At 72.8% G+C, this 18,758-nt stretch carries 14 protein-coding genes; 3 read left to right on the top strand and 11 right to left on the bottom strand.

The genetic code is table 11. From position 1 onward, the window contains the following. Positions 1-327 precede the first annotated feature (327 nt). Both CU044_RS26085 and pdxH read right to left on the bottom strand, forming a co-directional pair. Entirely contained in the window at positions 328-1,848 is a 1,521-nt protein-coding gene (locus CU044_RS26085) for a PAS domain-containing protein (protein ID WP_129771196.1), read from the bottom strand. Between the two features lie 542 nt (positions 1,849-2,390). Next, complete coding sequence (pdxH, locus tag CU044_RS26080) at positions 2,391-3,014, bottom strand: pyridoxamine 5'-phosphate oxidase (RefSeq protein ID WP_129771201.1); 624 nt, start codon at positions 3,012-3,014, stop codon at positions 2,391-2,393. Between the two features lie 324 nt (positions 3,015-3,338). Here pdxH and CU044_RS26075 point away from each other — a divergent pair, with 324 nt between their 5' ends. Further along, a complete protein-coding gene (locus CU044_RS26075) occupies positions 3,339-4,463 on the top strand; it encodes a citrate synthase 2 (protein ID WP_129771195.1) in 1,125 nt (374 codons plus the stop codon). A 146-nt stretch (positions 4,464-4,609) separates the two neighbouring features. On the opposite strand, the gene CU044_RS26070 is transcribed toward CU044_RS26075, so the two are convergent. The 9 genes from CU044_RS26070 to CU044_RS26030 all read right to left on the bottom strand — a co-directional run bounded on the left by CU044_RS26070 (position 4,610) and on the right by CU044_RS26030 (position 16,298). Beyond that, positions 4,610-5,143, bottom strand: coding sequence for a TetR/AcrR family transcriptional regulator (locus CU044_RS26070; protein WP_240045851.1), 534 nt, complete (start codon positions 5,141-5,143; stop codon positions 4,610-4,612). 116 nt (positions 5,144-5,259) lie between these two features. Further along, positions 5,260-6,024, bottom strand: coding sequence for an enoyl-CoA hydratase family protein (locus tag CU044_RS26065; protein WP_240045850.1), 765 nt, complete (start codon positions 6,022-6,024; stop codon positions 5,260-5,262). Continuing rightward, positions 6,021-7,616 (bottom strand): 4-coumarate--CoA ligase family protein, encoded by a 1,596-nt coding sequence (locus CU044_RS26060; protein ID WP_129771194.1) that lies wholly within the window; start codon positions 7,614-7,616, stop codon positions 6,021-6,023. Before CU044_RS26060 ends, CU044_RS26065 begins: the two co-directional genes overlap by 4 nt. Positions 7,617-7,675: 59 nt before the next feature. Next, positions 7,676-8,842, bottom strand: a complete 1,167-nt coding sequence (locus tag CU044_RS26055) for an acyl-CoA dehydrogenase family protein (protein ID WP_129771193.1) — start codon at positions 8,840-8,842, stop codon at positions 7,676-7,678. Then, entirely contained in the window at positions 8,839-10,851 is a 2,013-nt protein-coding gene (locus CU044_RS26050; protein ID WP_129771192.1) for a biotin carboxylase N-terminal domain-containing protein, read from the bottom strand. Before CU044_RS26050 ends, CU044_RS26055 begins: the two co-directional genes overlap by 4 nt. 58 nt (positions 10,852-10,909) lie before the next feature. Beyond that, positions 10,910-12,508, bottom strand: a complete 1,599-nt coding sequence (locus CU044_RS26045) for a carboxyl transferase domain-containing protein (RefSeq protein ID WP_129771191.1) — start codon at positions 12,506-12,508, stop codon at positions 10,910-10,912. After that, positions 12,505-14,340, bottom strand: coding sequence for an acyclic terpene utilization AtuA family protein (locus CU044_RS26040; protein WP_129771190.1), 1,836 nt, complete (start codon positions 14,338-14,340; stop codon positions 12,505-12,507). Before CU044_RS26040 ends, CU044_RS26045 begins: the two co-directional genes overlap by 4 nt. Next, positions 14,337-15,182: a TIGR03084 family metal-binding protein gene (locus CU044_RS26035; protein WP_240045849.1), complete on the bottom strand. Its 846-nt coding sequence runs from the start codon at positions 15,180-15,182 to the stop codon at positions 14,337-14,339. The genes CU044_RS26040 and CU044_RS26035 overlap by 4 nt, the downstream gene beginning before the upstream one ends. Positions 15,183-15,269: 87 nt before the next feature. Beyond that, complete coding sequence (locus CU044_RS26030) at positions 15,270-16,298, bottom strand: EamA family transporter (protein WP_129771197.1); 1,029 nt, start codon at positions 16,296-16,298, stop codon at positions 15,270-15,272. A gap of 249 nt (positions 16,299-16,547) precedes the next feature. On the opposite strand from CU044_RS26030, the gene CU044_RS26025 reads away from it, so the two are divergent. Then, a complete protein-coding gene (locus CU044_RS26025; protein WP_129771189.1) occupies positions 16,548-17,405 on the top strand; it encodes a LysR family transcriptional regulator in 858 nt (285 codons plus the stop codon). A 225-nt stretch (positions 17,406-17,630) separates the two neighbouring features. Beyond that, entirely contained in the window at positions 17,631-18,566 is a 936-nt protein-coding gene (locus CU044_RS26020; RefSeq protein ID WP_240045848.1) for an alpha/beta hydrolase, read from the top strand. Positions 18,567-18,758 lie beyond the last annotated feature (192 nt).

Genomic DNA, 18,758 nt, shown 5'->3' with positions numbered 1-18,758 from the left:
GCTGGACCTGTCCGGCCTGCGCCATGTCGACCACGCATGCCGGATCGCCCTGGAGAACTGGGCGATGCGGCACAACGACGCGGAGACGGAACCGGTCAGGATGCTGCCCCCGGAGGCGGCGTCCCTCCGGGAGGGCGGCCCGGCGACGGGCCCCAAGGCGGGCGCGTCCTGACGATGTGCCAGTAGCGGGCGGCACGCGGCGGCGTGTGCGGAAAGTCGCCGGTGCCGCCCGTGCTGCCTGTGCCGCCTGTGCTGTCCGTGCGGCAGGGCGTCTGTCCTCGGTGACACCGTCAGGCTTCGGATCGTCAGGCGTCAGACGTGAGGGCGTCAGTCGGACAGCACCCCGGAGAGATCCAGGGCCGCCGCCACGCGGATCGTCACATCCTCCGCGTACACCGCGTCCGGCCGTTCGAAGGCGGCCCGGCTCGCTCCCCGCAGGAATGTCACCACACCCAGCGACCGGCCCCGGCTGCGCAGCACCGTGCACAGGGCGTGCACCGAGTCAGGCGGCCACTGCCGCGCGGTCGCCCAGGCCGGGGAGGGGACGGCACCCGGCGCGGACCCGGCAGAACCCGCAGACCCGGCGGAGGCGGCGGAACCGGCTCCGGCGGAGGCGGCGGACGCGCCAGGAGCGCTCGCCCGGACCGCACCGTTGCGGTCCATCGCCTGAAGCGCCGGATGCCCGGTCATGTACCGCACCGGTATCCCGCCCGTCTCGACGGTCATGCTCGGCCCCGACCCGCCACCGGACGGCGTCTCCGCCACCCTCACCAGCCGTACGGGAGCCGCCGCCCCGTCCGGCCGCTCCTCCGCCACCAGATCGATCAGCGCGTGATCCGCGAACCCGGCCAGCGCGAAATCCAGATAGACCGTCGCCGCCTCCATCGGGTCCTCGCACTCCGCCGCCGCGCGCCCCGCCCGGTACAGCTGGCTCGACCGGAACCGCAACCGGTCCGCCTCCTGCGCCGCCAGCTTCGACTCGGTCACGTCCTGGAACATCCATCCCACACCCAGCGGCACCGGTTCCTCCGCCAGTGGGGACGCCAGCCGCAGAAAGCCGCTGCGCCAGCAGCGCCGCCGCTCCCCGTCCGGCGCGTGGACCGACACCCACAGCTCGGCGGCCGACTTCGGCGCCCCTTCCGCGAGCACATGGTGGAGCGCGGCCTCCAGCTCCTCGACACCCTGGACGACCAGCTCGCCCAGCGGCCTGCCCAGGACCGAGCCGCGCCCGGAACCGAGCGCGCGCGCCGCATAGCCATTGACGACGGTCGGCCGCAGATCGACGTCCACGAGGACGACACCCCAGGACGCGTCGTCGAAGAGCGCCTCACTGAGCGCGATGGACCGCTCCAGATCGATCTGCTCATGAACCTCGCTGAAGGCGCTGTAGACCCCGGCGGGCTTGCCGTCCGCCCCGCGCATCCCGGACGACTGGGTCCGTATCAGCACCCTGCCGCCGTCCTTGCGCAGCAGGGCGAACTCGTCCACCTGCCGCCCCGGCGTTTCCATCACGGCCATCAGCCGCGCCTGCACCTCGTCCGCGTCGGCGGTCCGCACGGCCCATCCGGCGAAGCCCTGCCGCCCGACGGCTTCCTCGGCGGACCAGCCGAGTATCCGCTCGGCCTCGCGGTTCCAGTGGGTGATCACGCCGTGCGCGTCGAAGGCGCACAGGGCCGCGTCCATACCGTCGAGCAGCGCCGCGAGCAGATCGGCCCCGGCCCCGTCCCGCTCCGCCCCGCCCCCGCTGTCCGCACCGGTGCCGACTCCGGCACCGCTGTCCGATTCGTGATCGGGCTCCGGTTCGTCCGGCCCGCGCGGATCGGTGGTCTCACTCCGAGAAGCACTCATCCTGGCACCCCCTGCAGGGCGTCTCCGCCTGTGCTGACGCACGCCCGATCATTCAACTCGAACGTGACTCAGCACACACAAGGTTCCCCGAAATCGTCGCACCCCAAAAGCAGTCCCGCACACCGGCCACCACACGCCATGGGCCATCGATCAGGGTTTCGACGAGGGACACGCATACGAGCGTACCCGGCTTCCTTTGAGCGCGTAGCGGAAATCCCCCGGGAAACTCCCCCACGAAATTCGCTTGAGAGTCTCCGGGGGCCCTCCTAAGGTGTGACACACACTGAAAGGAGGTGATTCGGAAGTGATTTCTTTCCGGACTCGTGAGGTGGCTGCGGGCTGACGGCCCGTTGTCGCACTCAGTGCGGAGCCGGTAACCGCCGGCCCAATCCACAGCAGTCACCGCCCCGCGGGCTCGCCGGTACGTCCGGCCGGCTCCTCTTCGGAGGAACCCGAGCCCGCGGGGTTCTGCTTTTCCCGCCGGTTCTCCGGCCGGTGCCCGGTCCGCGGGACCCGTAGAGGTCCCGCGGATCCCGCGAGATCTACGGGCAGAGCCGCTCCACCCGCCAGCCGTCCCCGTCGCGTACGTAGCGCAGCCGGTCGTGGAGCCTGTTCTCGTGGCCCTGCCAGAACTCGACGGTCTCCGGTGTGACGCGGTAGCCGCCCCAGTGCGGAGGCACCGGTACGCTCTCGCCCTCCGGATAGCGGGACGCCAGCTCGTCGTAGCGGTGGAGCAGTTCCTCACGGGAGGCGATCGGGCTGGACTGGTCGCTGGCCCAGGCGCCCAGCTGGGAGCCGTGGGGGCGGGTGCGGAAGTACGCCGCTGTCTCGTCGCGGCCGGTGCGCGCGGCGGTGCCCGTGATGATGATCTGGCGGGCCATGGGGTGCCACGGGAAGAGCAGGGAGACGGAGGGGTTCGCCTCGATCTCGCCGCTCTTGCGGGACGTGTAGTTCGTGAAGAAGACGAAGCCCCGGTCGTCGTACGCCTTCAGCAGCACCGTGCGCGCGGAGGGCCGGCCGTCGGGGGTGGCCGTCGAGACGACCATCGCGTTCGGCTCGTGCAGGTCGCCGGCCACGGCCTCCTTGAACCAGCGGGCGAACTGGTCGGCCGGAGCGGGTGCGAGGTCCTGCTCCAGAAGCGGAGTGGTGCGGTACTGCTCACGCATGGCGGCGGGGTCGTCAGGGTCGGCGGGATCGACGTGATCCGGGGTCTCGTAGGGCACGCGGTCATCCTGCCGCAGGGCCAGTTTCCCCGGCACCGGGTGCCGCTAATCCACCGGGAAGAAAGTCTGGCAGTGTGCCGGTTATCACGCTTCCCCGCATCGGAGGAACCCGCCAAAATCTTGGGGCAGACCACTGTGGCCTTCGTACACCAGGGGCTATCGTTCCTGCCTCCCGGACGTTCCCGCCTCCCTGACCGCTGCCTCGGGGGGCATCCACCGGGGTGACCGAGCCGCCGAAGTCCACCCCCACCTCAGAGGAGCCGCCTGATGTCCGCTTCCGACACCTCCTTGGACCCCTCGTTCGTCCCCGGACTCGAAGGGGTCGTCGCGTTCGAGACGGAGATCGCCGAACCGGACAAGGAGGGCGGCTCGCTCCGCTACCGCGGCGTCGATATCGAGGACCTGGTCGGCCAGGTCTCCTTCGGCAATGTGTGGGGGCTGCTGGTCGACGGGGCGTTCGCGCCCGGTCTGCCGCCCGCCGAGCCGTTCCCGATCCCGGTCCACTCCGGTGACATCCGGGTCGATGTGCAGTCCGCGCTGGCCATGCTCGCGCCCGTGTGGGGACTGAAACCGCTTCTCGACATCGATGAGCGGACGGCCCGTGACGATCTGGCGCGTGCCGCGGTGATGGCGCTCTCGTACGTCGCCCAGTCGGCCCGCGGCCAGGGGCTGCCGATGGTGCCGCAGCGGGAGATCGACAAGGCCGAGTCCGTCGTCGAACGCTTCATGATCCGCTGGCGCGGTGAGCCCGACCCGCGGCATGTGCGGGCCGTGGACGCCTACTGGACATCGGCCGCCGAGCACGGAATGAACGCCTCCACCTTCACCGCCCGGGTCATCGCGTCCACCGGCGCCGATGTCGCGGCCGCCCTGTCGGGTGCCGTCGGCGCGATGTCGGGACCGCTGCACGGCGGCGCGCCCTCGCGGGTCCTCGGCATGATCGAGGAGATCGAGCGCACGGGCGACGCGACGGCGTACGTCAAGCGGGCCCTGGACCGGGGCGAGCGGCTGATGGGCTTCGGGCACCGGGTCTACCGGGCCGAGGACCCGCGGGCCCGGGTGCTGCGGCGTACGGCGCGCGAGCTGGCCGCGCCGCGGTTCGAGGTGGCGGAGGCGCTGGAGAAGGCCGCGCTGGACGAGCTGCACGCGCGCAGGCCCGACCGGGTGCTGGCGACGAACGTCGAGTTCTGGGCGGCGATCGTGCTGGACTTCGCGGAGGTCCCGGCGCACATGTTCACGTCGATGTTCACCTGTGCCCGTACGGCCGGCTGGTCGGCGCACATCCTGGAGCAGAAGCGCACGGGCCGGCTGGTGCGGCCTTCGGCGCGCTACGTCGGGCCGGGGACGCGCAGCCCGCGTGAGATCGAGGGGTTCGACGCGATCACGCGCTGAGCGGATCACGCACCGGGCGGATCACGCGCTGAGCGGATCACGCTCCGAGCGGATCGCGTGCCGCGCGCTGAGCGGGACCGTCCACCCCGTCGCGATGCGGCCCCCGTCGCGTACAGCCCCGCCGGGACGGGGGCTGTACGCGCCCCTCAGCCGAGCACGCCGTCCAGGATCCGCGCCCACTGCGCCACCACCCGCTCCCGCCGCCGCGCGTCGTCCGTCAGCAGCGTCGCCAGGCCCAGGCCGCGCGCCATGTCGAGCAGCCCCTGCACGGTCTCGCGCACGCCGGGCACGGACTCGTCGGCGCCCAGCAGTTCGACCGCGATCCGGTGGGACTCACGGCCGACCCGGGCCTCCAGTTCGGTGACGCGGGGCCGCAGTTGCTCCTCGTCGGAGGCCGCGACCCAAAGGTGCAGCGCCGCGCGGAACAGCGGGCCCGTATAGAGCGTGACGATGCCCTCGACCGCCGCGCGGCGGTGCGCGGGCCCGGCCGGGACCAGGGCGCGCAGCGCCGTGGACCGTTCCTCGGCCACATACTCGACGGCCGCCGTGAACAGGTCCTCACGGGTCGGGAAGTGGTGCTGCGCCGCCCCGCGCGAGACGCCCGCGCGCTCGGCGACGACGGCGACGGTGGAGCCCGCCCAGCCGTACTCGGCGAGGCAGGCCACGGCGGCCTCCAGCAGTCCGCGCCGGGTGGCGCGGCTACGGTCCTGCTTGGGCGCGGTCCCTGCGGGTCTGGGACCGGTGCCGGTGGATCGGGGCGTGGTGCCGGCGGGTTGGGGTGTGGTGCCGGCGGGCCCTATCGCACCCACGAGGCGTCCCGCCGTTCGAGGAACGCGGTGATGCCCTCGCGCGCCTCCGCCGTCACGAAGAGCGAGGCGGAGCGCTGGACGAGGTCCTCGGCGTACCGCTCGAAGGCGTCCAGCACGCCCACCGTCAGCAGCTTCTTGGACTCGGCGAGCCCTTGCGGCGAGGCCCTGCGCAGTCCGTCGAGTACGGGCGCGAGCGCGGCGTCCACATCGTCCGCGGCCTCGGTGATCACCCCTGCGGTGGCGGCGCGCTCGGCATCGAAGCGCTCGCCGGTGAGGTAGTAGCGGGCCGCGGCGCGCGGTTCGACGCGGGGCAGGAGCGGCAGCGAGATCACGGCCGGGGCGACTCCGATCCGTACCTCCGTGAAGGCGAAGTCGGACGTACGGTCGGCGACGGCGATGTCGCACGCGCCGAGCAGCCCGATGCCGCCGGCCCTGACATGGCCGCTGACGCGCGCGACGACGGGCTTGGGCAGCTCGACGATCTGCCGCATGAGGGCGATGAAGGTGTACGGGTTGGCCGGTTCCTTCAGGTCGGCGCCCGCGCTGAAGGTGGTGCCGGTGTGGGTGAGCAGCACGGCCCGTACGGCGGGGTCCTCGGCGCAGGCCGTGAGGGCGTCGCCGAGCGCGTCGACGAGCCGCGCCGACAGGGCGTTGCGGTTCGCCGGTGAGTCCAGGGTCAGGGTGGTGATGCCCCGTTCGTGCGCCGTGGTGACCAGCACGGGCTTGGACGCCGGTGGCTGCGTCTGCGTCACGTGTTCTTCCTCTCGCGGTCCCGCGCTTCCCGGTCTCTCAGTTCACGTCTGAGGATCTTTCCGGAGGCGGCGCGGGGTACGCCTCCGACGAATTCGACCCGGCGGACCTTCTTGTACGGGGCGACGCGTTCGGCGACGAACGCCATGACGTCCTCCTGCGTGAGCACGTCCGCACCCGACTGGCGAACAATGTATGCCTTGGGCACCTCGTTGCCGTCCTCGTCGAGGACACCGATCACCGCCGCGTCCGCGATGCGCTCATGGGTGAGCAGCAGCGCCTCCAGATCGGCGGGGGCGACCTGGAACCCCTTGTACTTGATCAGCTCCTTGACCCGGTCGACGACGAAGAGCCAGCCGTCGGCGTCCACCCGGCCGACATCGCCGGTGTGCACCCAGCCCGCGCCGTCGATCAGTCCTGCGGTGGCGTCGGGCCGTCCCAGATACCCCTTCATGACCTGCGGGCCGCGCAGGAGGATCTCGCCCTCGGCGCCGGGGTCGAGGTCCTTCTCCGGGTCGTCCAGGTCGACGACGCGCATCTCCGTACTGGGCAGGAGCTTGCCGACGGCGCCCGGCGGCGGGTCCTGGGCGGTCAGCGGCACGGCATGCGTGCCGGGCGACAGCTCCGTCATGCCGTACGCCTGGCGCACGGGCGGGAGCCCCAGCCGGGCCGAACAGGCGGCGGCGAGCCGGGCGTCCAGCGGGGCGGCGGCGCTCAGGATGTAGTCGAGCGAGGACAGGTCGTACCGGGCGACGGCCGGGTGTTTGGCCAGCGCGAGGACGATGGGCGGGGCGACGTAGAGGCCGTTGATGCGGTGCTTCTCGATGGCGGCGAGGAACTGGTCGAGGTCGAAGCGGGGCAGGACGACGACCGTCGCGCCGTACCGCAGCGGCGCGTTCATCAGGGCGGTCAGGCCGTAGATGTGGAAGAACGGCAGGACGGCGAGGATGCGGTCGCCAGGCCCCATCGGCACGACCGGTGCGAGCTGCGCGAGATTGGTGGCGATCGAGCGGTGGGTCAGCATGACGCCCTTGGGGACGCCGGTGGTGCCCGAGGAGTACGGCAGGGCCGCGATGTCCTCGGCCGGGTCGATGGCGATCTCGGGTTCGGGGGCCGTCGACCGCGCCAGGTCCAGGATCGAGCGGTGCCCCTCCGCCCGGTCGCAGACGAAGATCTCCTCGATGCCGCCGACGAGTTCGGCCGACCGGCGGGCCGCGTCGAGCAGCGGCGAGACGGTGACGATCCAGCGGGCGGAGCAGTCGCGCAGCTGGGTGGCGAGTTCCTCGGGCGTGGCGAGGGGATGGACGGTGGTGACGGAGGCGCCGGCGCGGGTGGCGGCGTAGAAGACGGCGGGATACGCCACGGTGTTCGGGCTGTGCAGGGCGAGGACGTCCCCCTTGCGCACCCCGGCGTCGGTGAACGCGGCGGCGATCCGGCGGTGGAAGGCGTCCAGCTCGGCGTAGGTCATGCTCGTGCCGGTCGCGCCGTCGACGAGGGCGACGGCGTCGCCGTACTCGGCGGCGCGGCCGAGCACGGCCTCGTGGATGGGACGTTCGACGGCCTGGACATCCGCGTACTCGCTGTGGAACACCATGACGGCCCCTTCGACGCGTGGACGTACTGGACGTACTGGGAGGGACAGGATCCTCCGCGTCAGTAGGACTTGGGGAGACCCAGGGACTGATGGGATACGTAGTTCAGGATCATTTCCCGGCTGACGGGCGCGATCCGGGCCACGCGGGCGGCGGTGATGAGGGACGCCAGACCGTACTCACGGGTGAGCCCGTTGCCGCCGAGGGTGTGTACGGCCTGGTCGACGGCCCTGACACAGGCTTCCCCGGCGGCGTACTTGGCCATGTTGGCGGCCTCGCCCGCGCCGGTGTCGTCGCCCGCGTCGTACAGGTGGGCGGCCTTCCGCATCATGAGGCGCGCGAGTTCGAGTTCGATATGGGCCTGGGCGAGCGGGTGCGCGATGGCCTGGTGGGCGCCGATCGGCTCCTTCCACACCTGGCGGGTCCTGGCGTACTCGACGGCCCGGTCCAGCGCGTAGCGGCCCATGCCGAGGGCGAAGGCGGCGGTCATGACGCGCTCGGGGTTGAGCCCGGCGAAGAGCTGGAGCAGCCCGGCGTCCTCGTCGCCGACGAGTGCGCCGGCGGGCAGCCGTACGTCGTCGAGGACCAGCTCGAACTGCTTCTCCACGGCCTGGAGTTCCATCTCGATCGGGGAGCGGTGGAAGCCCTCGGTGTCGCGGGGGACGATGAACAGGCACGGCTTGAGGCTGCCGGTCCGCGCGTCCTCGGTGCGGCCGACGATGAGCGTCGCGTCGGCGAGGTCGACACCGGAGATGAAGACCTTGCGGCCGTTCAGCACCCAGTCGTCGCCGTCCCTGCGCGCCGTGGTCGTGATCCGGTGGGAGTTGGAGCCGGCGTCGGGTTCGGTGATGCCGAAGGCCATGGTGCGGGAGCCGTCGGCGAGACCGGGCAGCCACTGCCGCTTCTGCTCGTCCGTACCGAAGCGGGAGATCACGGTGCCGCAGATGGCGGGCGAGACGACCATCATCAGCAGCGGACAGCCTGCTCCTCCCAACTCCTCCAGTACGAGGGAGAGTTCGGTGATCCCGCCGCCTCCGCCGCCGTACTCCTCGGGGAGGTTCACGCCGAGATAGCCGAGCTTGCCCGCCTCGCGCCAGAGGGTTTCGCGGTCGTATCCGCGTCCGTGGCGCCGGCCGAGGGCGGCGACGGCGGCGCGCAGTGCGGTGTGCTCTTCGCTCTCGATGATGCTGCTGTGGCCACTGCCGGTGCTTCGGGTGCTTCGGCTCATTCTGAGGATTCCTCCTGGGCGTCCTGTGCGTCTGTGTCGGTGACGACGGCGAGCAGGGCGCCGACCTCGACCTGGTGGCCGGGGGCGGCATGGAGCGCGGTGAGCGTGCCGGAGGCGGGAGCGGTGACGCGGTGCTCCATCTTCATGGCCTCCAGCCAGATGAGCGGCTGCCCGGCGGTGACCCGGGCGCCTTCGGCCAGCCCGGCGGCGAGCCGTACGACGGTCCCGGGCATCGGCGCGAGCAGCGATCCGGGCGGGGTGCGGTGGCCGGTCTCGCTGAACCGAGGCCGGGCGATCAGCCGGTACGCGCCGCCGGCGCTGTCCACATGGACCTCGTCGCCGTACCTACGGACGTCGAAGTGGCGTACGACACCGCCGATTTCGAGGCTGACGCGGTGAGGGGAGAGGGCGACCGCCCGCACCTCGTCGCCTTCTTCGCCTTCCTCGGCCTCCACGACGAACCCGTCCCGGGTGGCCCGGTAGCGCACCTCGTGCTCCCCGTACGTCTTGCGCTGCGCGGGGGCGGCCATGTTGCGCCAGCCGCCGAGCCGCGCGGGGAGCGTGTCGCCGGTGGTACGCGCCGCCGCGTCGGCGAGCGCGGCGGCGACGGCCGCGTGCCGCTCGCCCGGGGCGGGGGCGGTCAGCGCGTCCAGATGGCGTTCGTAGAACCCGGTGTCGAACCGCCCGCCGGTGACATCGGGGTGGGCGAGCGACCGTACGAGCAGTTCCCGGTTGGTGCCGGGGCCGTGCACCCGGGCGCGCCGCAGCGTGTGCCGCAGCGCGCGCAGCGCCTCGGCGCGGGTGGGGGCCCAGACGATGACCTTGGCGAGCAGGGCGTCGTAGTGCACGCCGATGGTGTCGCCGTGCGTGTAACCGGTGTCGACGCGCAGACGTGGCGCGGAGGGGCCCACCGGCGCGAGCCCGGACGCGGCCCCCGGCATCTCGCCGACCCTGGCCCCCGGCACCTCCAGCGCGTGCAGCCGCCCCGTCTGGGGCGCCCATCCCGCCGCCGGATCCTCCGCGTAGAGCCGTGCCTCCACCGCGTGCCCCTGGGCGGCCGGCGGCTCCGCAGGAAGCGCCGCGCCCTCCGCGACGGCGAGTTGCAGGGCCACCAGATCAAGTCCGAACACCTCTTCCGTCACCGGGTGTTCGACCTGGAGGCGGGTGTTCATCTCCAGGAAGTACGGCCGCCCCTGGGGCGAGAGCAGGAACTCGACCGTGCCCGCGCCCCGGTAACCGACGGCTCGGGCCGCAGTCACGGCCGCCTCGCGCAGTACGGCACGCAGCTCGTCCGGGAGACCGGGCGCCGGGGACTCCTCGATCACCTTCTGGTGGCGGCGCTGGAGGGAGCAGTCCCGGGTGCCCAGCGCCCACACCGTGCCGTGCGCGTCCGCCAGGATCTGCACCTCCACATGCCTGCCGCGTTCCACATACGGTTCGGCGAAGACCTCTCCGTCCCCGAACGCGGACGCCGCCTCCGCCGAGGCGGCCTTCATCTCCTCTTCCAGCGCGGCGAGTTCGCGCACGATCCGCATACCGCGGCCACCGCCGCCCGCCGCCGCCTTCAGCAGCAGCGGCAGATCGGCCCCGGTCGCGGTGGCCGGATCCACCGGCGCCGGCACCGGTACGCCCGCCGCCGCCATCAGTTCCTTCGCCCGGGTCTTGGACGCCATCGCCTCGATCGCGCCCGGCGGCGGCCCGACCCAGACGAGGCCCGCGTCCAGCACGGCCCGCGCGAACTCCGCGTTCTCGGAGAGGAAGCCGTACCCGGGATGCACCGCGTCGGCGCCCGCCGCGAGCGCCGCCTTCACGATCAGATCGCCGCGCAGATAGGTGTCGGCGGGCGCGGCCCCCGGCAGCCGTACGGCCGCGTCCGCCTCCCGTACGTGCAGCGCGCCCGCGTCGGCGTCCGAGTGGACCGCGACGGTGGCGATCCCCCGTTCGCGGCAGGTCCGGAAGACCCGGCAGGCGATCTCGCCCCGGTTGGCGACGAGCAAGGACTCGATCATCTGGACCTCAACCATCTGAGCCTGAAACGTCCGGGCCTGAACCATCTGGACCTCGACCTCACATCCGGAAGACGCCGAAGCCGCCCCGCACACCCTCGACCGGGGCGGTGTGGACGGCGGACAGGCACAGGCCGAGGACGGTACGGGTGTCACGCGGGTCGATGACCCCGTCGTCGTACAGCCGCCCCGACAGGAACACCGGCAGCGACTCGGACTCGATCTGCCGCTCCACCATGGCGCGCAGCGCGGCGTCGCCCTCCTCGTCGTACGGCTGCCCCTTCACCGCCGCCGAGGCCCGCGCCACGATCGACAGGACCCCGGCGAGCTGCTGCGGGCCCATGACCGCCGACTTGGCGCCCGGCCAGGCGAACAGGAAGCGCGGGTCGTACGCGCGACCGCACATGCCGTAGTGCCCGGCACCGTACGAGGCGCCCATCAGCACGGACAGGTGCGGGACACGGGAGTTCGAGACCGCGTTGATCATCATCGCGCCGTGCTTGATGATGCCGCCCTGCTCGTACTCCCTGCCGACCATGTAGCCGGTGGTGTTGTGCAGGAAGACGAGCGGGATGTCGCGCTGATTGGCGAGCTGGATGAACTGCGCCGCCTTCTGCGACTCGGCGGAGAACAGCACGCCCTGCGCGTTGGCGAGCACCCCCACCGGATAACCGTGCAGCCGCGCCCAGCCGGTCACCAGGCTCGGCCCGTACAGCGGTTTGAACTCGTCGAAGTCCGAGCCGTCCACGATCCGGGCGATGACCTCGCGCGGGTCGAAGGGGATCTTCAGATCGCCGGGGACGATGCCGAGCAGCTCGTCCTCGTCGTACTTCGGCGGCTCGGCCGGGCCGGGATCGGGTTGCGCCTTGCGCCAGTTGAGCCGGGCGACGATCCGCCGCGCGCGCCGGATCGCGTCCTGCTCGTCCAGCGCGTAGTGGTCCGCGAGCCCGGACGTACGGGCGTGCATCTCGGCGCCGCCGAGCGACTCGTCGTCGCTCTCCTCGCCGGTGGCCATCTTCACCAGGGGCGGTCCGCCGAGGAAGACCTTCGACCGCTCCTTGATCATGACGGTGTGGTCGGACATCCCGGGGACGTACGCGCCGCCCGCCGTGGAGTTGCCGAAGACGACCGCGACGGTGGGGATACCGGCGGCGGAGAGCCGGGTGAGGTCGCGGAAGAGCGCGCCGCCGGGGATGAAGATCTCCTTCTGGGAGGGGAGATCGGCGCCGCCCGACTCGACCAGGCTGATGACGGGCAGCCGGTTGGCGAAGGCGATCTCGTTGGCGCGCAGGGCCTTCTTCAGCGTCCACGGGTTGGAGGCGCCGCCGCGTACGGTCGGGTCGTTGGCGGTGATCAGGCACTCGACGCCCTCGACCACACCGATGCCGGTGACCATGGACGCGCCGACGGGGTAGTCGCTGCCCCAGGCGGCGAGCGGGGACAGTTCGAGGAACGGGGTGTCGGGGTCGAGCAGCAGCTCGACCCGCTCGCGCGCGAGCAGCTTGCCGCGCTTCCGGTGCCGGGCGACGTACTTCTCCCCGCCGCCCGCCAGGGCTTTGGCGTGCTCCGCGGCCAGTTCGTCGAGTTTGCCGAGCATGGCGGCGCGGTGGGCGCCGTAGTCGGGGGACGCGGTGTCGAGGGCCGAGGGGAGCACGGTCACAGCAGGACCTCCGGGATATCGGCGTGCCGGGCGCGCAGCCACTCGCCGAGCGCCTTCGCCTGGGGATCGAAGCGGGCCTGCGCGGCGACGCCCTCACCGAGCAGCCCCTCGACGGTGAAGTTGACGGCCCGCAGCCGGGGCAGAAGATGGCGGACGACGGTCAGCTCCCGGCTTTCCGGGATCAGTTCACGGAATCTGTCGGTCGTCAGCGCATGGGCGAGCCAGCGCCAGCCGTCCTCGCTCCGCGCCCAGACACCGACATTGGCGTCGCCGCCCTTGTCGCCGCTGCGGGCGCCCACGACGAGGCCGAGGGGCGCGCGACGGGTGGGCAGGCCGGCGGGCAGCGGCTCGGGCAGCGGGGGCGGGGGCAGAGGCGCGGGGACGGGGACGGGCTCGCGTGCCGTGGTGCCCGGCTCACCTGCCGCCGTAGGTGACGGAGCGGGCACGGCCACGTGCCGCCCGTCGGGGAGCACGGCCGTGTGGGCGACCTCGGACGCGTCCACGTACGCCGCCTCGAAGACCCCGTACGGCACGCCCTTGCCCGGCGGGGCGGTCACATGGAACCCGGGGTAGCTGCCGAGCGCCAGCTCGACCGCCGCCCCGCTGACCGCCCGGCCCACCACCTCCGGATCGCTGTCGCGCACGACGAGACGCAGCAGGGCGCTGGCGGTCTCCTCGGTGTCCGCGTCCGGCCGGTCCGTACGGGCCAGCTCCCAGCGGACCTCGGCGGGGCGCCGTCCGGCGAGCGCGTCCTCCACCTGACCGCGCACCAGCCGGGCCTTGGCGTCGATGTCGAGGCCGGTGAGGACGAAGACGATCTCGTTGCGCAGGCCGCCGAGCCGGTTGAGGCCGACCTTGAGGGCCGGGGGCGGCGGCTCGCCCCGTACGCCGGAGATCCTGACGCGGTCGGGGCCTTCCTGGTCCAGCCGTACGGTGTCGAGGCGCGCGGTGACGTCGGGTCCCGCGTACCGGGCGCCGCCGGTCTCGTACAGCAGCTGCGCGGTGACCGTACCGAGGTCGACCACCCCGCCCGTGCCGTCGTGCTTGGTGATGACCGCCGAGCCGTCGGCGTGGATCTCGGCGAGCGGGAAGCCGGGCCGCCGAACGTCGTGCCGGGTGAAGAAGGAGTAGTTCCCGCCGGTCGCCTGCGTACCGCACTCCAGCACATGCCCGGCGACGACCGCGCCCGCGAGCGCGTCGAGATCGCCGGGGCGGTCGGGGTCGCCTGCGTCCCAGCCGAAGTGCGCGGCGGCGGGCCCGGTCACCAGCGCCGCGTCCGTCACGCGTCCGGTGACCACGACATCGGCTCCGGCGCGCAGGCAGGCGGTGATCCCGGCGCCGCCGAGGTAGGCGTTGGCGGTGAGGACGCCTTTGCCCCAGCCGCCACGGGCGAGGAGATCGTCCCCCTCGACATGGGCGACCCGTACCGGCACGCCCACCCGCTCGGCCAGCGCGCGTACGGCGGCGGCGAGTCCGGCCGGGTTCAGCCCGCCCGCGTTGGTGACGATCCTGACGCCCCGTTCGTGGGCGAGTCCGAGAGCCTCCTCCAGCTGCCGGAGGAATGTCTTCGCATAGCCGGCGTCCGGGTTCTTCAGCCGGTCCCTGCCGAGGATGAGCATGGTCAGCTCGGCGAGATAGTCACCGGTGAGGACATCGAGCGGGCCGTCCGTGAGCATCTCGCGCAGCGCGTCGAAGCGGTCGCCGTAGAAGCCGGAGGCGTTCCCGATCCGCAGCACTCCGGGCGGGGAAGCGGGCGGGGGCGCGGGCGGCTGCGCGGGCGAGGAAGCGGGCGGGTGCGCGGGCGTGGACGTGGGCGTGGGCGGGGGCGTCATCGGGCCCCCTTGGGCGCGCGGCCGGGGCCCGCCGGTCCGGCGAAAGCCTGCGCGATGTCCAGCCACGCGTCGGCGTCGGCGCCTTCGGCCCGTACGGCGAGATCGGCGCGGTGCGCCCGCTGGGTCACCAGCAGACAGAAGTCGAGCGCGGGCCCGGTCACCCGCTGGACGGCGTCCTCGGGGCCGTACGTCCACACCTCCCCGCCAGGACCGGTCAGTTCGACGCGGAAGGGTTCGGCGGGCGGCTGCGCGCCCCGGACGAGATAGGCGTAGTCACGGGCCCGTACGCCGATCCACGCCACATGCCGCAGCCGCGCGGTCGGTTCGCGCCGTACGCCGAGCGCGTCCGCGATGTCCTGCCCGTGTGCCCAGGTCTCCATCAGCCGTGCGGTGGCCATGGAGGCGGCGCTCATCGGTGGCCCGTACCAGGGGAAACGCGCGCCGGGCGGCGCCCCGCGCAGGGCCCGGTGCAGCCGCGCGCGGCCGTCGCGCCACCGGGCGAGCAGTTCGGCGGGCGGGAGCAAGGCGCCGGCGGCCGCGCCCTCGTCGACGAAGGTGTCGGGGGCGGCGGCGGCCTTGCCGGATTCGGCGGCGAAGGCCCCCGGGTCGGTCACGGCGAGCAGCGCGGCGGAGTCGGTCCAGGTGAGATGAGCGATCTGGTGGGCGAGGGACCAGCCGGGTGACGGGGTCGCGAGTTGCCATCGTCCGGGCTCCAGCGGGGCGACCAGCCGGTCGAGTTCCTCGCTCTCGCTGTGCAGATCGCCGAGCAGATCACTGTGCGGATCCTCGTGCGGATCGCCGGGCGGATCGTCGTGCACTGCGGCAGAGCCGGAGTCGGACACGGATGCGCTCCCCTCGGGACACGGCGGTGTGCGTGCCCCGGAGCATGGCAGCGCCCGGAGAAACAATCAAGCGTGCTTGCTTTGCTGTTACAGGGTCTCTTCCCCGGCCTCGCCCCGGGCCGAGGTCGTGGTCTGCGTCGGCGCGGGCTTCGGGCCGGGCTTCGGGCCGGGCTTCGGGCCGGGCTTCGGGCCGGGCTTCGGGTTCCCGCGGCCGATCTGGGTCCGTACGGCACCCATGCTCGCCACGATGACCAGCGCGATCGCCAGCGCGTCGGTGGCGGCGAGCGCCTGGTCCAGGACGAGGAAACCGGCGGTCGCCGCGATGGCCGGTTCCAGACTCATCAGCACGGCGAACGTCGGGGCGGGCAGCCGCCGCAGGGCGAGCAGTTCGAGGGTGTACGGGAGGACGGAGGACATCACCGCGACCGCGAGAGCGAGCCCGAGCGTGGAGGGCACCAGCAGTTTCGAGCCGGACTCCACGATGCCCAGCGGGAGGGCGAGCAGCGCGCCGACCGCCATCGCCAGCGCCAGCCCGTCGGCCTGCGGGAAGCGCCGGCCGGTACGCGCGCTGAAGACTATGTACGCGGCCCACATGGCGCCCGCCCCGAGCGCGAACGCCGTGCCCAACGGGTCGAGCCGGTCGAACCCGCCGCCACTGAGCAGCAGCACACCGCCGAGCGCGAGCCCCGCCCACAGGAGGTTGACCAGCCGCCGCGAGACGATCACGGACAGCGCGAGCGGCCCGATGACTTCCAGGGTGACGGCCGCGCCCAGCGGGATACGGTCGGCCGCCTGGTAGAAGAGGCAGTTCATGGCGGCCATGACGGCACCGAAGGCGATCACCGTGCCCCAGTCGGCGCGCGAATGGCCGCGCAGGGCGGGCCGGCAGACCGCGAGCAGCACGATCGCGGCGAGCGCGAGCCGCAGCGAGACGACACCGAGGGCGCCGGTCCTGGGCATCAGCAGAACGGCGACGGCGGCACCGAACTGTACGGAGAGCCCGCCCGCCACGACCAGGGCGACGGGTCCGAGGGCGCGCTTGCCGCGCGCGGGTCGGCCGGATCCGGTCGAGTCGCCGGGGTGTGCCGCCTGGACGGACCCGGTGGCTTCCGGCAGCGAGACAGCGGCGGCGGCCTCGACGGCCGCGGTGTCGACCGCTGCGGCGTCAGTGGCGCCGGCGGCGTCGGCGGCGGCAGCGGTACGCGGCTCTTCCACCGGATCCCTCCCTCAGTTCGCTTCAATGCACTCGCGGTCCAACATACTGCACTTTGGTGACGCCCATTCGAGCCATGTCCCGCAGTCACGCTACGGCCCTGGAGTCCACCCCGTGAAATACCGATTGGACTGCCGTTATGCTCCGGGCGCATGAGCATCGAGCTGCGCCATCTCCGCTGCTTCCTCGCCATCGCCGAGGAGTCCAGCGTGACCCGGGCGGCGGCCCGGCTGCATCTCACGCAGCCCGCCGTCTCCCGCACCCTCGCCGCTCTGGAGAAGCATCTCGGCGTACGGCTCGCGGAGCGCTCCACCCACCATCTCGCCCTCACCGCCGAGGGGCGCGCCTTCCGCGAGCGGGCGGCCTCGGCCGTCGCCGCGTTCGACGACGCCCTCGACGCCGAGCGGCTGCGCCGCAGGCCGCTCAGGCTCGGCCACGCGTGGTCGGCCTTCGGCCCGTACACCACGCCGCTGCTGCGTCGCTGGGAGCGGGAGCGGCCCGGGACCCCGCTCGAACTGCTGCGGATCGACGACCGTACGGCCGGGCTGGCGCGGGGCGAGGTCGACGCGGCGCTGCTGCGCGGCCCGGTGGAGACCCCGGGACTGGTCACGGAGCTGCTCTTCACCGAGGCCCGGATCGCGGCGGTCCCGGCCGACGGACCGCTGGCCGCGCGCCCGTCCCTGACGCTCGCGGACCTGGTGGCGGAACCGCTGATCGTCAACCGGGTCTCGGGCACGACGAGTCCGGCGCTGTGGCCGCCGGGCGCGGGTCCCTCGGCCACCGTCACGGTCTCCAACACCGACGACTGGCTGACGACCATCGCGGCGGCGCGCGGCATCGGCGTCACGGGCGCCTCGACGGCCGCCGTGCACCCCCACCCCGGGGTCGCCTACCTCCCCCTGCCCGACGCCCCGCCGCTCCAGGTCTTCCTGGTCTGGCGCGAGGGCGCCGCGCATCCGGCGATCCCCCATCTCGTGGCCCTGGCCCACGAACTGACGTCGGGAGCGTGATCGCGCCCGCCCGCGCCCCGTTCACCCGCATGCCCGTCACCGCGCGCCCCCTCGGCAGGGCGTGAACACACTGATGTCGACTCGCCCTCACCCGTTTCAGCAGAGGAGAGAGACATGGCCATGCCATCCACTCCCGGGCGGCGGACTCGTTCGCGTCCGGGCCCGAGGAGAGGTTCACGTTCCGGCCCCCGGATACGTTCGCACCACGCGTGCGCCCTCGCCGCGATGTTCACCGCGACGGCGCTCGTCAACGCCATACCCGCCGCCGACGCCGCCGCTGCCGCCGACCACTCGGCGTCCCGTGGCGTCACCGCCGCCAAACCGACGATCGTGCTGGTGCACGGCGCCTTCGCCGACGCGTCGAGCTGGGGCGAGGTCGTCCCGAACCTCCAGAACGACGGCTACCGCGTCATGGCGCCCGCCAATCCGCTGCGGGGCCTGCACAGCGACGCGGCCTACATAGCCAGCGTCCTCAGAAGCATCAAGGGCCCCATCGTCCTGGTCGCCCACTCCTACGCCGGCGCGGTGATCAGCGGCGCCGCGGTCGGCAATCCGCACGTCAAGGCGCTCGTCTACATCAACGCGCTGATGCCCGACAAGGGCGAGGTCCTCTCCGTCCTGTCGGCGAAGTTCCCGGGCAGCGAACTCGGTACGGCCACGAACTCCGTACCGTTCACGCAGCCGGACGGCTCCACCGCCATCGATCTCTACATCAAGCCCGAGCGGTTCCGGCCGGTGTTCGCCGCCTCGCTGCCCGAGGCCACCACCGCGGTACTGGCGGCGACGCAACGCCCCATCGCCGCCCAGGCGTTCGCCGACACGGCCGGACCCGCCGCCTGGAAGACCATCCCCTCCTGGGCCCTCGTCTCCAGCCAGGACAAGACCATCTCCCCCGAGCTGGAGCGCTTCGAGGCCAAGCGGGCCGGATCTCATACCGTCGAGATCAATGCCCCGCACCTCGCCATGCTCGCCCATCCCAGGGCCGTCACCGACCTGATCCTCGATGCCGCCCGGTCCCGGGCGGCGGGCGGTGAGCCCGACGGAACGCTGGCCGCCACGGGCCCCACCCCGTCCGTCGTCGTCGGGGTCGCCGGAGCCGCCGTCATCGCGGGGGCGAGCCTGGTCTCCGCGACCCGCAGGCGCCGGCCCACCGCGAGCTGACGCGCGCGAGCGCGAGCGCGGGAGCACACACAGAAGCACGGGATCCGGCCGAGGGGTCCGGACGGTTCACGGCGCGAAGGCCGCCGTCGGACCGCCCCCCCCATTACCTTTTTCGTGGTTCCGCAATGGGGCTCCCGGCCTCCGGGACCGGCATGACTGCTCCCCCCTGTTGAAGGTATGGCCCGGGGGGTG

The organism is Streptomyces sp. L-9-10, from assembly GCF_004151105.1.
Lineage (GTDB): Bacteria > Actinomycetota > Actinomycetes > Streptomycetales > Streptomycetaceae > Streptomyces.
This window is presented reverse-complemented; position numbering and strand designations above follow the sequence as displayed.

Coding starts and splice junctions, on each gene's coding strand:
- CU044_RS26055 (WP_129771193.1), bottom strand. CDS start 8,842: ATGAGCCGAAGCACCCGAAGCACCGGCAGTGGCCACAGCAGCATCATC.
- CU044_RS26020 (WP_240045848.1), top strand. CDS start 17,631: ATGTTCACCGCGACGGCGCTCGTCAACGCCATACCCGCCGCCGACGCC.
- CU044_RS26025 (WP_129771189.1), top strand. CDS start 16,548: ATGAGCATCGAGCTGCGCCATCTCCGCTGCTTCCTCGCCATCGCCGAG.
- CU044_RS26060 (WP_129771194.1), bottom strand. CDS start 7,616: ATGGTGTTCCACAGCGAGTACGCGGATGTCCAGGCCGTCGAACGTCCC.
- CU044_RS26075 (WP_129771195.1), top strand. CDS start 3,339: ATGTCCGCTTCCGACACCTCCTTGGACCCCTCGTTCGTCCCCGGACTC.
- pdxH (WP_129771201.1), bottom strand. CDS start 3,014: ATGCGTGAGCAGTACCGCACCACTCCGCTTCTGGAGCAGGACCTCGCA.
- CU044_RS26085 (WP_129771196.1), bottom strand. CDS start 1,848: ATGAGTGCTTCTCGGAGTGAGACCACCGATCCGCGCGGGCCGGACGAA.
- CU044_RS26040 (WP_129771190.1), bottom strand. CDS start 14,340: ATGACGCCCCCGCCCACGCCCACGTCCACGCCCGCGCACCCGCCCGCT.
- CU044_RS26050 (WP_129771192.1), bottom strand. CDS start 10,851: ATGATCGAGTCCTTGCTCGTCGCCAACCGGGGCGAGATCGCCTGCCGG.